The organism is Streptomyces lavendofoliae (assembly GCF_014649735.1).
In the GTDB taxonomy this organism is placed as follows: Bacteria; Actinomycetota; Actinomycetes; order Streptomycetales; family Streptomycetaceae; genus Streptomyces; species Streptomyces lavendofoliae.
The window spans coordinates 402,539-415,294 of sequence record NZ_BMTP01000001.1; the positions used below are offsets into that span (position 1 = coordinate 402,539).

A 12,756-nucleotide genomic window follows, 5' to 3' on the forward strand; every position below is an offset into this window, starting at 1 on the left:
GCAACTCCCGTCCGGCGGCCCGGGCGGGGCGTGCGGTGCGCCCCCCCGCGCCGCCTTCCCCGCGCCGCCCCCTCCGCGCCCTCCCCGCACCCCCCCGCGCCCTCCCCGCGCCGCCCTCCCCGCGCCGCCCGCGCCGACGCCCTCCGGCCCGCCGCCGCGGAGGCCGGGCCCGTACCGCCGCCCCGCCCATAGCACGGCAGGCCCGACCTGCCACCCCCTCATCCCCCTTTCGGGTTGTGATCGCCCCGCAGCGCAACCACGTCCGGTCGTACCGGGCCACGCTGGGCGACATGAGCAGCAGCCCGTGGAGCACCCCGCCGAGCACCCCGTGGAGCACGCCGCCCCTCGCCGGGGGCCCCGAGGGCGCCGACGCCCTGCGGCCCCTCCTCGGCACCGTGCTCGACGCCCTCCGCGACGGCGCCACCGCCCGCGGCGGCCCACTGCCGCCCGGCGGACCCGGAGCCGTGACCGCCCACCTCCGGGACGCCCTCGCGGACGTCCTGCCCGACAAGGGCACCGGCGCCGAGGAAGCCCTCCGCACTCTCGTCACCGCCCTCGCCCACGGCGCCGCCGACCCCGCCCACCCGCACTGCGCCGCCCACCTCCACACCCCGCCGCTCGCCGTCGCCGCCGCCGCCGACCTCGCCGCCTCCGCGCTCAACCCGTCCCTCGACTCGTGGGACCAGGCCCCCGCCGCCTCCACCCTCGAAGCACTCGTCACCCGCGCCCTCGCCACCGAGACGCACCCCACCGGGCCGGCCCCCGACGCCCTGGTCACCACCGGCGGCACCGAGTCCAACCAACTCGCCCTGCTCCTCGCCCGCGAGCACCACGGCCCCACCCTCCAGACCGTCTGCGGCGCCAACGCCCACCACTCCCTCCACCGCGCCGCCTGGCTGCTGGGCCTACCCCAACCCGTCACCGTCCCCGCCCCCCACGGCACCCTCGACCTCGCCGCCCTCGACGCCGTCCTCACCGACCTGCGCGGCCCCCTCCTCGTCACCGCCACCGCCGGCACCACCGACACCGGGAGCATCGACCCCCTCCCCGAGATCGCCGACCTGTGCGACCGGCACGGCGCCACCCTCCACGTCGACGCCGCGTACGGCGGCCCGCTCCTGTTCAGCGAGACCCGCCGCCACCTGCTCACCGGCCTGAACCGCGCCCGCACCGTCACCCTCGACCTGCACAAACTCGGCTGGCAACCGGTCGCCGCCGGCCTCCTCGCCGTACCCGACACCGCACTGCTCGACGCCCTCGGCCACACCGCCCCCTACCTCAACCCCGACGACGACACCCGCGCCGGCCTCCCCGACCTCCTCGGCCGCTCCTACCGCACCAGCCGCCGCCCCGACGTCCTCAAGATCGCCGTCACCCTCCGCGCCCTCGGCCGCACCGGCCTCGGCCACCTCGTCGACCAGGTCTGCGACGCCGCCGCACGACTCGCCGACCAGATCGACGAAGATCCCCGCCTCGACCTCTACGAACGCCCCACCCTCAGCACCGTCCTCTTCCGCCCCACCGGCGCCACCGACCACACCGTCGCCACCACCCGCCGCGACCTCCTCACCCGCGGCCACGCCGTCCTCGGCCGCGCCCACGCCGGCGGACGCCTCTGGCTCAAAGCCACCCTCCTCAACCCCCACACCACCCCCGACGACCTCCGAGAACTCCTCGCACTCGTGGAAGGCAGCACCACCCGATGACCGGCAGCACACCCCAGCGCGACCCCGACCAGCCCCACGACCTGGTGGGCATCGGCATCGGCCCGTTCAACCTCTCCCTCGCCGCCCTCGCCCACGGCGTACCCGGAGGACTCGCCACCGCCTTCTACGAACAGCGCCCCACCTTCCAGTGGCACCCCGGCCAGCTCATCGAGGGCACCACCCTCCAAGTCCCCTTCATGGCCGACCTCGTCACCCTCGCCGACCCCACCAGCCCCTGGACGTTCCTCAACTACCTCCGCGGCCGCGACCGCCTCTACCCCTTCTACTTCGCCGAACGGTTCCACACCCACCGCACCGAGTACGACGCCTACTGCCGCTGGGTCAGCGCCCACCTACCCGGCCTCCACTTCGCCCACCAGGTCGACGCCGTCCGCTGGAACCCCGAACGCGACCTCTTCGAAGTCGACTACACCCAGCTCGACGCCGCCGGAGAAGCCGAAGCCCTCGGCCGCACCCACGCCCGCAACATCGCCCTCGGCGTCGGCACCGAACCCCACATCCCCGAACCGCTGCTCCCCCTCACCGAACAGCCCTCCGTCCCCGTCATCCACTCCGCCGACTACCTTCACCACCGCGAACGCCTCATCGCCGCCGAACACGTCACCGTCATCGGCTCCGGCCAGTCCGGCGCCGAGATCTTCCTCGACCTCCTGCGCACCCGCCCCACCGGAGCCGAGAAGATCCACTGGCTCACCCGCACCGAGGCCTTCGCCCCCATGGAGTACTCCAAACTCGGCCTCGAACACTTCACCCCCGACTACACCCGCTACTTCCACGCCCTGCCCGAACAGGTACGCCGCGACCTCGTCCCCCGCCAATGGCAGCTCCACAAAGCCATCGACGCCGACACCATCGCCGCCATCCACGACGAGCTCTACCGCCGCACCCTCCACGGCGGCTGGCCCGACGCCGTCCTCACCCCCGGCGTCCTCGTCCGCACCGCAGGCCGCCTCGCCACCACCAAGGTCGAACTCCACCTCGAACACATCCAGCAGGGCACCCGCTCCCGCCTCACCACCGACGCCGTCGTCCTCGCCACCGGCTACCGCGAACGCCCCCTCGGCCGCATCCTCGCCGGACTCGACCCCTACATGCGCCGCGACTCCCGCGACCGCCCCCGCGTCGACGCCCACCACCGGCTCGTCCTCGACCCCTCGGTCACCGGCTCCCTCTACGTACAGAACGCCGAGACCCACACCCACGGCGTCGGCACCCCCGACCTCGGCCTCGCCGCCTGGCGCAGCGCCACCATCCTCAACCACCTCACCGGCAAGGAGCCCTACCCGCTCCCACGCCGCACCGCCTTCACCACCTTCGGCCTCGAACGCCAGGAGGCGCCCGGCATTCCCCGCCAGACGCCTCCCCTCACCAGCCGGCACAGCCGCTAGGCCGCGCCCTCCTGAAACACCGGCACACCGTCCCGGGTCAGCCTCCAGCCCACCGAGGCGAAGCTGCCCGGGTCGACCGTCCCCCGCGCCTTCACCCACTGGATGATGGTGTTCCGGATCTCCTCCGAATTCGCCCACACCTGCTTCGCCCCCGCCACGTGCGGGAACGCACCACCACCCGACGCCCGGTAGTTGTTCACCGCCAGCACGAACCGCGCCGCCGGATCCAGCGGCTTCCCCTCGAACGACAGGTTCACGATCCGCGACCCGGCCGGCTTCGCGATGTCGATCTCGTACGACAGCCCGAGCACGGCGTCGTAGTTGTAATCCGGCGTCCCGCCCGCGTTCGTCAGCTTCGCCGTGTCCACCGGCGCACCCGCCGGAGTCTGCGCGTAGTACCGCGCCGAGAACTCCAGGTAGTCCTTCAGCTGCGCCCCCGTCAGCACCCGGGCCTCCAGGGTGTTCTCGAACGGGTACAGCCCCGCCGCGTCCTTGATCGTCACCTGCCCCGCCGGGATCCGCGCCGTACGGGAGAAACACGACGCCTGCGACAGCACCGGCAGCGACGCGTACTCCCCGCCCGCCAGCGCCGCCCGCACCGTCTCGGCCTGCACCTGGTTGATCAGGTCGATGATCGGCTCGTCCTTCCACGGCGCCTCCGCCGTGGACATCGCCGCCGTCGACGTACCGATCACCTGGTTGACGTACGCCACGACCTTCTCGTGCTCGTCACCCAGCAGCTTGACGATCTCCGGGTCCTCCTCGACCGTGTTGGAGTTCAGCACCCGGGCGGCGACCCGCTCCACCGTCCAGCGCCCCTTCGACCACACCAGGTCGAAGTCGAACAGCGTCAGCCGCTGCCCCCACTTCAGCGGCTCCGACAGCACGACGTCCTTGCCGGTCTCCTTGTTGGTGACCCGGTACTCCGGGATCTCCGTGTGCGCGTGACCCACCAGGATCGCGTCGATCCCGGGCACCTGCTCCGCCACCAGCCCGGCCGCGTTCTCCACGTACGGCAGCTGGTCCCCGTACGACGACGTCCCGCTCGACCCCGAGTGCGCCGACACGACCACCACGTCCGCGCCCATCGACCGCAGCCTCGGCACCCACTTCGCGGCCTGCTCCTCCAGCCCCGGGAACACCATCTTCCCGCTGACGTTCGCCTTGTCCCAGATCGCGATGCCCGGGTTCGTCAGCCCGAGGACCGCCACCCGCACGTCCCGCCCGCACGGCGTGCGCAGCCGGTGCATGCTGTACGGCGGGAACGCCGGCCGCAGCGTCCTCGCGTCCAGCGCGTTGGCACCGAGGAGCGGGAAGTCGCACTGCTCCTGGAACTTCCGCAGCACCGGTATGCCGTAGTTGAACTCGTGGTTGCCGAGAGCCGCGGCGTCGTACCCGATCGCGTTCATCGCCTGCGCCATCGGGTGCACCGGACCGCGCGCGGCCGTGATCGGGTCGACCTTGGCGTAGTAGTACGACAACTGCGTGCCCTGGATGGTGTCGCCCGCGTCGATCAGGAGCGTGTTCCCGCGCCCCTTCTCCTCGCGGACCCGCTCCACCAGCGTGGAGATCTTCGCCAGGCCGACGTCGTTGTGCGCCTTGTCGTCGAACTCCTTGTCCGTGAAGTAGTCCCAGTTGAAGACATTGCCGTGCAGGTCGGTGGTGCCCATGACCGTGAAGGAGTACCGCTTCGCCCGGGGCGCCGCGGCCGCGGGAGTGGCGCCGACCGCCCCGGCGACCGCCGCGCCGGCACCGGCCGCGGCCGAAGTGCCCAGGAACGTCCTACGATTCAGCGGCATGTGATCTCCTTCGTTCAGTGCATGACGCGCGTAGATTCTGGCGCAGACACGCCCCCCGCAACAGTCCCTCCAGGTTTCGATCCGGTGACCACCTACGGAAGAGTGGAACCCCCGAGCGAAGGGACCCACCGGCGATGACCCAGCCCAGCGACCTCCCCCACGGCACCCCCCGAGCACCCCGCGTCGCCGTACGCGGCGAAGCCCACCTCGAAGTCGACCCCGAGATCGCCCGCGTCGGCGTCACCGTCACCGCCCGCGGCACCGACCGCCGCACCGCCCTCGACGACCTCACCCGCCGCAACACCACCGTCCTCGACCTCATCAGGAGCTACGGCGACACCGTCGAGAACCTCCGCACCGGAGCCTTCTCCATCAGCCCCGAACTCGGCCGCCACGGCCGCGCCGAACGCGTCCGCGCCTACCACGGCACCGTCCACATCACCGCCGAGCTCACCGACTTCACCACCCTCGGCGAACTCGCCACCCGCCTCGCCGACCTCGAACTCACCCGCGTCGACGGCCCCTGGTGGGCCCTGCGCCCCGACTCGCCCGCCCACGGCGAAGCCCGCCGCCTCGCCGTCAGGGAAGCCGTCCAGCGCGCCCGCGAGTACGCCGAGGCCCTCGGCACCCGCCTCGACGCCCTCGTCGAACTCGCCGACCTCGGCGCCGAGACCGCGACCCCCTACCTCCCGCCCGCCGGCGGCACCCGCATGGCCTTCGCCGCCGCCGCGTCCACCGAAGCGCCCCCTCCGCCCCTCGACCTCGAACCCCAGCGCCAGACCGTCACGGCCCAGGTCAACGCCCGGTTCACCATGCACCCGCCCCAGCTCTGACGCTCATCGGAGCGGACCCCCGCACAATTCAACACTTGTCAAGAGAGCTTCATGCAAAGGTTGTTGGACAGTCACGCGGGACCAAATCTCTACCCACCGGTAAGCCATAGGCTCGCCCCATGCGCCGAGCCAAAATCGTCTGCACCCTGGGCCCAGCCACCGACACATACGACCAGATCAAGACACTGGTCGAAGCCGGAATGGACGTCGCCCGCTTCAATCTCAGCCACGGCACCTACGCCGACCACGAGGAGTGCTACCAGCACGTACGCAAAGCCTCCGACGAGACCGGCCGCAGCGTCGGCATCCTCGCCGACCTTCAAGGCCCGAAGATCCGCCTCGGACGCTTCCGCGAAGGCCCCGTACTCCTTGAACGCGGCGACGACTTCACCATCACCGTCGAACCCGGCGTCCAGGGCGACCGCCACACCTGCGGCACCACCTACGACGGCCTCGCCGCCGACGTCACCCCCGGCGAACGCATCCTCGTCGACGACGGCCGCGTCACCCTCGAAGTCACCACCGTCGACGGCCCCCGCGTCCACACCACCGTCATCGAAGGCGGCATGGTCTCCGACAACAAGGGCCTCAACCTCCCCGGCGTCGCCGTCTCCGTCCCCGCCCTCTCCGACAAGGACGTCGAAGACCTCCGCTGGGCCCTGCGCACCGGCGCCGACATCATCGCCCTCTCCTTCGTACGCAGCGGACGCGACATCGACGACGTCCACCGCGTCATGGACGAGGAAGGCCGCCGCGTCCCCGTCATCGCCAAGATCGAGAAGCCCCAGGCCGTCGACAACATCGACGACATCGTCGCCGCCTTCGACGGCATCATGGTCGCCCGCGGGGACCTCGGCGTGGAAATGCCCCTCGAGCAGGTCCCCATCGTCCAGAAGCGCGCCATCAAGCTCGCCAAGCGCAACGCCAAGCCGGTCATCGTCGCCACCCAGATGCTCGACTCGATGATCGACAACTCCCGCCCCACCCGCGCCGAGGCCAGCGACGTCGCCAACGCCGTCCTCGACGGCACCGACGCCGTCATGCTCTCCGGCGAGACCAGCGTCGGCCGCTACCCCGTCGAAACCGTCCGCACCATGAGCCGCATCGTCGAAGCGGCCGAGGAGGACGTCCTCGCCCAGGGCCTCCCGCCCCTCACCGAACGCAACAAGCCCCGCACCCAGGGCGGCGCCGTCGCCCGCGCCGCAGCCGAGATGGGCGACTTCCTCGGCGCCAAGTACCTCGTCGCCTTCACCCAGTCCGGCGACACCGTCCGCCGCCTCTCCCGCTACCGCTCCCCGATCCCGCTCCTCGCGTTCACCCCCGACCCCGCCACCCGTTCCCGGCTCAACCTCACCTGGGGCGTGGAGACCTTCCTGGGCCCGCACGTGGACTCCACGGACGCGATGGTCGCCCAGGTGGACGAGCACCTGCTGAAGATCGGCCGCTGCCGGAAGGGCGACGTCGTCATCATCACCGCCGGCTCCCCGCCCGGCGTCTCCGGCTCCACCAACCTCGTCCGCGTCCACCACATCGGCGAACCCCTGGCGTAACCCGCCGCTCAGTGCTTCGGCCCGACGTGCGCGTCCATCAACCCCACGGACGCGCGTCGGGCGACCGAGACGTTGTACGGATGCCCGTTCCGCGCGCAGCCCGTCCACTCGACGCCGAGCGCGTCGAGGGTGTCCGTGAACAGCCGCCGGATGTCCTCCGACACATTGGTGAAGAAGTACCGCGGATACTCGTACCGCCTCTTCTCGCCCGCCACGACCCGCGTGGCCCAGTTGGTGATCCGGCACCCGTCGGAATGGATGAGCCCCCGGACGAACTCCCAGGGGTGCTCGTCGACGATCTCCTGCTGCCACCCTTCGAGCAGGATCCGCCGCTCGTGCTTCCTGCCGGGACCGTGCTGGGGGAAGAGGCAGGGCCAGTGTTTGCTGGTGCTCGTCACGGAGACGCAACCCTGCGCCTGGACACGGGAGACGCTGTTGTCCGGGCGCACGGCACGCATCGCCGCCTCGCAGGCGTCGATGAGGCCGGGCCAGGTGTCGGCACACGCGATGCGGAGGCAGTGGACGCCCCTGCGGTGCTCGCTGATGCACCCGTCTCCGAGGTACAGGCCGAGGAGGTAGGCGTAGGCCGCCGGGTCTTCGGGTGCGCCGGGCACGGCCCTGCAACGCGGGCATGGTTCGCCGGTGCGGACCAAGGGGTCGAGGCGGATCCTCCAGGAGCTGATGGCAGCCCGCGATATGCCGGTCTGCTTGGCCACGGAGTTCACGCTCCGGCCCTGTGCGACCAGCGCCAGTGCCCGCTTGCGCGTCTCGATGTCGTACACACGGACGACTGTGGACCGCCGGTTCGCCGGGCGAGGGGGAGACGGCCATCCGTTCATCGGGACGAGTGAAGATCGCCCGAACAGGTAGTGACCTTGAGATCTAAGGTAAGTGCCCCGGGTGGGATTCGAACCCACGCTGGATGGTGTTTGAGACCACTGCCTCTACCGCTGGGCTACCGGGGCATCCTTCGAAACGAAGGTTTGGGCTCACCCGCCGTGTCCCTACCTTACAGGAGGTGGGTAGGCTCATGGGGAGCTGTACCTGCCCTTGGAACGAGGAGCCCACGTGACCGCCCCCGAGTCGCCCCAGCCCGACGCCGCCGACGACGACAAGTCGCACGTCCCGCCGCTGACGACCCGCGTCGTCATCGCCGAGGACGAGGCCCTCATCCGCCTCGACCTCAAAGAGATGCTCGAGGAAGAGGGCTACTCGGTCGTCGGCGAGGCCGGTGACGGCGCCCGCGCCGTCGAGCTGGCGCGGGAGCACCGGCCGGACCTGGTCATCCTGGACGTGAAGATGCCCGTCCTGGACGGGATCTCCGCCGCCGAGAAGATCGCCGGCGAGTCCATCGCGCCCGTCCTGATGCTGACCGCCTTCTCGCAGCGCGACCTGGTCGAGAGGGCGCGGGACGCCGGGGCCATGGCGTACCTGGTGAAGCCGTTCAGCAAGAGCGACGTGGTGCCGGCGATCGAGATGGCGGTGTCGCGGTTCGCGGAGCTGAAGGCGCTGGAGAAGGAGGTCGCGGACCTCTCGCAGCGGCTGGAGACGCGGAAGCTGGTGGACCGGGCGAAGAGCATCCTGCAGACGCAGTACGGGCTGTCGGAGCCGGCGGCGTTCCGGTGGATCCAGAAGACGTCGATGGACCGGCGGATGTCGATGCAGCAGGTCGCGGAGGCGGTCATCGAGGACGCCGAGGAGAAGAAGGCCGCGAAGGGCCAGTAGCGCGCGTACGAGGAGGGCCCACCCGGTGCCGGGTGGGCCCTCCTCGTCGTGCGCGCGGGGCCGTCAGTCCTCGCCGAGGTAGGCCTTGCGGACGGACTCGTCGTGCAGGAGGTCCCGTCCGGAGCCGGAGAGGACGATCTTGCCGATCTCCATCACATGGGCCTGGTCGGCGAGGGAGAGCGCCGCCTGGGCGTTCTGCTCGACGAGCAGGATGGTGGTGCCCTGCGCCTTGAGTTCGGCGATGGTGGCCATGATCTTCTGCATCATGATCGGGGAGAGGCCCATGGAGGGCTCGTCGAGCATGAGCAGCTTGGGCTGGGACATCAGGGCGCGTCCCATGGCGAGCATCTGCTGCTCGCCGCCCGAGAGGGTGCCGGCGGCCTGCTTGCGGCGTTCCCCGAGGATGGGGAAGAGGTCGTAGGCGCGCTGGATGTCCTTCTCGATGCCGGTCCGGTCGCTGCGGAGGAAGGCGCCGAGGCGGAGGTTGTCCTCGATCGTCATGCGGGGGAAGATGTGCCGCCCCTCGGGGGAGTGCGCGAGCCCGAAGGAGACGATCTTGTGGGCGGGGTACTTCCTGAGCGGTTTGCCGTCGAACTTCACCTGGCCGCCGACGGGCTTGAGGAGCCCGGAGAGGGTGCGCAGGGTGGTGGTCTTGCCGGCGCCGTTGGTGCCGATGAGGGTGACGACCTCGCCCGCGTCGACGGTGAAGGAGATGCCCTTGACGGCTTCGATCTTGCCGTAGGCGACGCGCAGGTCCTCGACTTCGAGCAGGGCGGTCATGAGTCGTTCTCCTTGCCGGTACCCGAGGCGCCCGAGGCTTCGGCGGCGGTGGTCGGGGCGGTGGTGCGGTCGGTGTCGCCGTCGCCGTCGGTGTCGGCCGAGGGGGCGGCGTCCGGGCCGGTGCCGGCGGCGGTGCCGTCCGATGCGTCGGCGTCCGATGCGTCGGCGTCGGCGTCCGTGTCGTCGTCCGAGGCGTCCGCGGCCGTGCCGGTGGCGGCGACCGCCGGTGCGGCGGCCTCCTCTTCGGCGGCGGCCTCTTCGGCGGCGGCTTCCGCGGCGGCGACTTCCGCGGCCTCCGCCTCGCCGGGCTCGCCCTCGAAGGGTTCGCCGAGGTAGGCGGCGATGACTCGCTCGTCGCGCTGGACGGTCTGGCCGTCGCCCTCGACGAGCTTCTGGCCCTGGACGAGCACGGCGACGCGGTCGCACAGGTTCATGATGAACCGCATGTCGTGCTCGATGACCAGGATGGCGATGCCCATGTCCCGGATGGCGAAGACCAGTTCCTCGGTGGCGCGGGTCTCCTGCGGGTTCATGCCGGCGGTGGGCTCGTCGAGGAGCAGCAGGCCGGGTTCGCTGGCGAGGGCGCGGGCGATCTCGAGCTTGCGCTGCTCGCCGTAGGGGAGGTTGCGGGCGAGGTGGTCGGCCTTGGCGGCCAGGCCGACGAACTCGAGGAGTTCGAGGGCGCGGGCGCGGGAGGCGGCTTCGGCCTTGTGGAAGCCGGGGCCGCGCAGGAGGGCGGACCAGAGCCCTTCCTTGGTGCGGGTGTGGCGGCCGACGAGGACGTTCTCCAGCACGGTCATGTTGCTGAAGAGCCGGATGTTCTGGAACGTCCGGGCGATGCCGGCGGCGGTCACCTTGAAGGACTTGGGCGGCAGGACCTTGCCCTTGTACCGGACTTCTCCCTCGGTGGGGATGTAGAGGCCGGTGAGGCAGTTGAAGAAGGTGGTCTTGCCGGCGCCGTTGGGTCCGATGAGGCCGACGATCTCACCGCTCTTGACCGTGAGGTCGACCGAGCGTACGGCGGTGAGGCCGCCGAAGCGCATGGTGACACCGCGGGCGTCGAGGACGGTTTCGCCAGGAGCCGGGGCCTTGGCCGTGGTGGCCGTCGTGGTGGTGGTCATGTTCAGGCACCTGCCTTGGTGAGGGTGGCGGGCGCTTCCTCGTTCTCGTGGAATTCGAGCTGGCGGCGGCGGTTGGGGATCATTCCCTCGGGGCGGAAGCGCATCAGCAGGACGAGCGCGACGCCGAAGGCGAAGAGCTGGTAGTCGCCGAGGAACTGCAGCTTGTTGGGGATGAGGAAGAGCAGTGCGCCGCCGACGAGCGGTCCGCTGATGGTGCCCATGCCGCCGAGGACGACGGCGGCCAGCAGGAAGGCCGAGTTGGGCGGGACCACGTGGGCGAACTGGTACTGCTCGGGGGTGACGGTGTAGGTGACGTGGGCCTGGACGGCGCCGGCGAGGCCGGCGAGCGTGGCGCCGAGGGCGAAGGCGACGAGCTTGACGCGGAAGCCGTTGATGCCCATGGCGAGTGCGGCGGTCTCGTCCTCGCGGATGGCGATCCAGGCGCGGCCGATGCGCGATTCGCTGCTGCGGCGGAACACCACGACGACGATCAGGGTGACCAGCAGCATGAGGAAGAAGTAGTTCGCGAACCGGCCGATGGTGAAGCCGCCGATGGTGTGGGCGGCGCCGAAGTCGAAGCCGAACATGTTGAGGTTCGGGATCGAGGAGATGCCGTTGGAGCCGTTGGTGACGTCGGGGCCGGAGGTGCCGTCGAGGTTGAGCACGGTGATGCGGAAGATCTCACCGAAGCCGAGGGTGACGATGGCGAGGTAGTCGCCGCGCAGCCGGAGCGTCGGGGCGCCGATGAGGACGCCGAAGATCATGGAGACGGTCGCGCCGACGAGGATGGCCGCCCAGAAGGGGAGGTGGACGTCGTACGGCGAGGAGGGGGAGCCGGAGACCATGGCCGCGGCGTAGGCGCCGACGCCGAGGAAGGCGACGTAGCCGAGGTCGAGGAGGCCGGCGAGGCCGACGACGATGTTCAGGCCGAGGGCGACGGTGGCGAAGATGAGGATGTTGACGCCGATGGTGGCGTACTGGTCGTCGCTCTGGGTGAAGGGGAAGGCCGCGGCGGCGACGAAGGCGCCGATCATGGCGACGTTGCGGTGCCGTGCGGTGAGTCCGGAGACGCGGGCGATGAGGCCGGCCTTGTTGAGGGCCGCGAGGCCGAAGCCGGCGGTCATCAGGAAGCCGAGGAAGAGTTCGTCGTACTCGGTGCCGATGCCGTAGGTGAAGACGGTGAGGCCGAGGGCGAGTACGGCGGTGATGATGAGGATCTCGACATAGCCGGGCAGTTTGCGGGCCGGGGCGACGGGGCCGGTGGCGAGGGCGGCCTTGACGGTGGCCCACTGGTTGCCGGCGCGGTGCTTGAACTGGTCCCAGCCGCTGTCCTCGGGGTCGGCGGGCAGCAGGTGCGGCCGTTCGAACGGGAGGGCAAGGGCGCCGACGAGCGCGGCGAGGGTGGTCAGGGCGACGACGTAGCCGCCGGGCTCGAGGTTGATCACGCCGCCGAGCTGGACGCTGATGGCGATGACGGTGTACCAGGCGGTGACGAACGCGGCGAGGGCGGACAGCTTGATGGCGGAGTCGGCGCCGGCGGGTACGAGCCAGCGGGTGCCCTTGACGCCGTACGAGGCGAGCCCGAACAGGGCGGTCAGTGCGCCGCCGATGAGGACGAGCCACTGGAGGCCGCCGGGGTAGCCGTAGTACGTGAGGTCGCCGGGGAAGGCGGGGGTCCAGGTCCAGGCCAGGAACGCGGAGACGACGGTGAGCGCGCCGCCTGCGGTGGCGGTGGCCCGCGCGATGTGCGGGGGCAGGGCTATGAGCCCGGTGCGCTCGTCGGCCGTGGTGGTGTGCGGGGTGTCCGCGGTGGTGGTCTGTGTGGTCATGGTG

At 71.0% G+C, this 12,756-nt stretch carries 10 protein-coding genes and 1 tRNA gene; 5 read left to right on the forward strand and 6 right to left on the reverse strand.

Annotated elements, in window-relative coordinates:
* Positions 1-290 precede the first annotated feature (290 nt).
* Positions 291-1,706 carry a pyridoxal phosphate-dependent decarboxylase family protein gene (locus IE109_RS01835; RefSeq protein WP_189548613.1) on the forward strand — a complete coding sequence of 472 codons (1,416 nt, stop codon included), beginning with the start codon at positions 291-293 and terminating at the stop codon, positions 1,704-1,706.
* Positions 1,703-3,115: a lysine N(6)-hydroxylase/L-ornithine N(5)-oxygenase family protein gene (locus IE109_RS01840; RefSeq protein ID WP_189548614.1), complete on the forward strand. Its 1,413-nt coding sequence runs from the start codon at positions 1,703-1,705 to the stop codon at positions 3,113-3,115. The genes IE109_RS01835 and IE109_RS01840 overlap by 4 nt, the downstream gene beginning before the upstream one ends.
* On the opposite strand, the gene IE109_RS01845 is transcribed toward IE109_RS01840, so the two are convergent.
* Complete coding sequence (locus IE109_RS01845; protein ID WP_189548615.1) at positions 3,112-4,914, reverse strand: bifunctional metallophosphatase/5'-nucleotidase; 1,803 nt, start codon at positions 4,912-4,914, stop codon at positions 3,112-3,114. The genes IE109_RS01840 and IE109_RS01845 overlap by 4 nt on opposite strands.
* Positions 4,915-5,048: 134 nt before the next feature.
* Here IE109_RS01845 and IE109_RS01850 point away from each other — a divergent pair, with 134 nt between their 5' ends.
* Positions 5,049-5,747 carry an SIMPL domain-containing protein gene (locus tag IE109_RS01850; RefSeq protein WP_189548616.1) on the forward strand — a complete coding sequence of 233 codons (699 nt, stop codon included), beginning with the start codon at positions 5,049-5,051 and terminating at the stop codon, positions 5,745-5,747.
* A 119-nt stretch (positions 5,748-5,866) separates the two neighbouring features.
* On the forward strand, positions 5,867-7,297 hold the full coding sequence (gene pyk / locus IE109_RS01855) for a pyruvate kinase (protein WP_189548617.1): 1,431 nt from the start codon (positions 5,867-5,869) through the stop codon (positions 7,295-7,297).
* Positions 7,298-7,305: 8 nt separating this feature from the next.
* On the opposite strand, the gene IE109_RS01860 is transcribed toward pyk, so the two are convergent.
* Together IE109_RS01860 and IE109_RS01865 are read right to left on the reverse strand one after the other, a co-directional pair.
* Positions 7,306-8,079: a helix-turn-helix domain-containing protein gene (locus IE109_RS01860; RefSeq protein ID WP_189548618.1), complete on the reverse strand. Its 774-nt coding sequence runs from the start codon at positions 8,077-8,079 to the stop codon at positions 7,306-7,308.
* A 110-nt stretch (positions 8,080-8,189) separates the two neighbouring features.
* Positions 8,190-8,262 (reverse strand) — tRNA-Leu (locus IE109_RS01865).
* A 103-nt stretch (positions 8,263-8,365) separates the two neighbouring features.
* Here IE109_RS01865 and IE109_RS01870 point away from each other — a divergent pair.
* The gene (locus IE109_RS01870; RefSeq protein WP_189548619.1) at positions 8,366-9,022 is read left to right on the forward strand and encodes an ANTAR domain-containing response regulator; all 657 of its coding nucleotides are present in this window, start codon (positions 8,366-8,368) and stop codon (positions 9,020-9,022) included.
* Between the two features lie 63 nt (positions 9,023-9,085).
* Here the strand turns inward: IE109_RS01870 and IE109_RS01875 are convergent, their stop codons facing one another.
* Genes IE109_RS01875 through IE109_RS01885 form a run of 3 tightly spaced genes read right to left on the reverse strand, consistent with a single transcriptional unit; the run spans position 9,086 to position 12,752 of the window.
* Positions 9,086-9,802, reverse strand: a complete 717-nt coding sequence (locus tag IE109_RS01875) for an ABC transporter ATP-binding protein (RefSeq protein ID WP_064073040.1) — start codon at positions 9,800-9,802, stop codon at positions 9,086-9,088.
* Positions 9,799-10,923, reverse strand: coding sequence for an ABC transporter ATP-binding protein (locus IE109_RS01880; RefSeq protein WP_229890443.1), 1,125 nt, complete (start codon positions 10,921-10,923; stop codon positions 9,799-9,801). Before IE109_RS01880 ends, IE109_RS01875 begins: the two co-directional genes overlap by 4 nt.
* 2 nt (positions 10,924-10,925) lie before the next feature.
* The gene (locus IE109_RS01885) at positions 10,926-12,752 is read right to left on the reverse strand and encodes a branched-chain amino acid ABC transporter permease (protein ID WP_189548620.1); all 1,827 of its coding nucleotides are present in this window, start codon (positions 12,750-12,752) and stop codon (positions 10,926-10,928) included.
* Between the last annotated feature and the right edge of the window lie 4 nt (positions 12,753-12,756).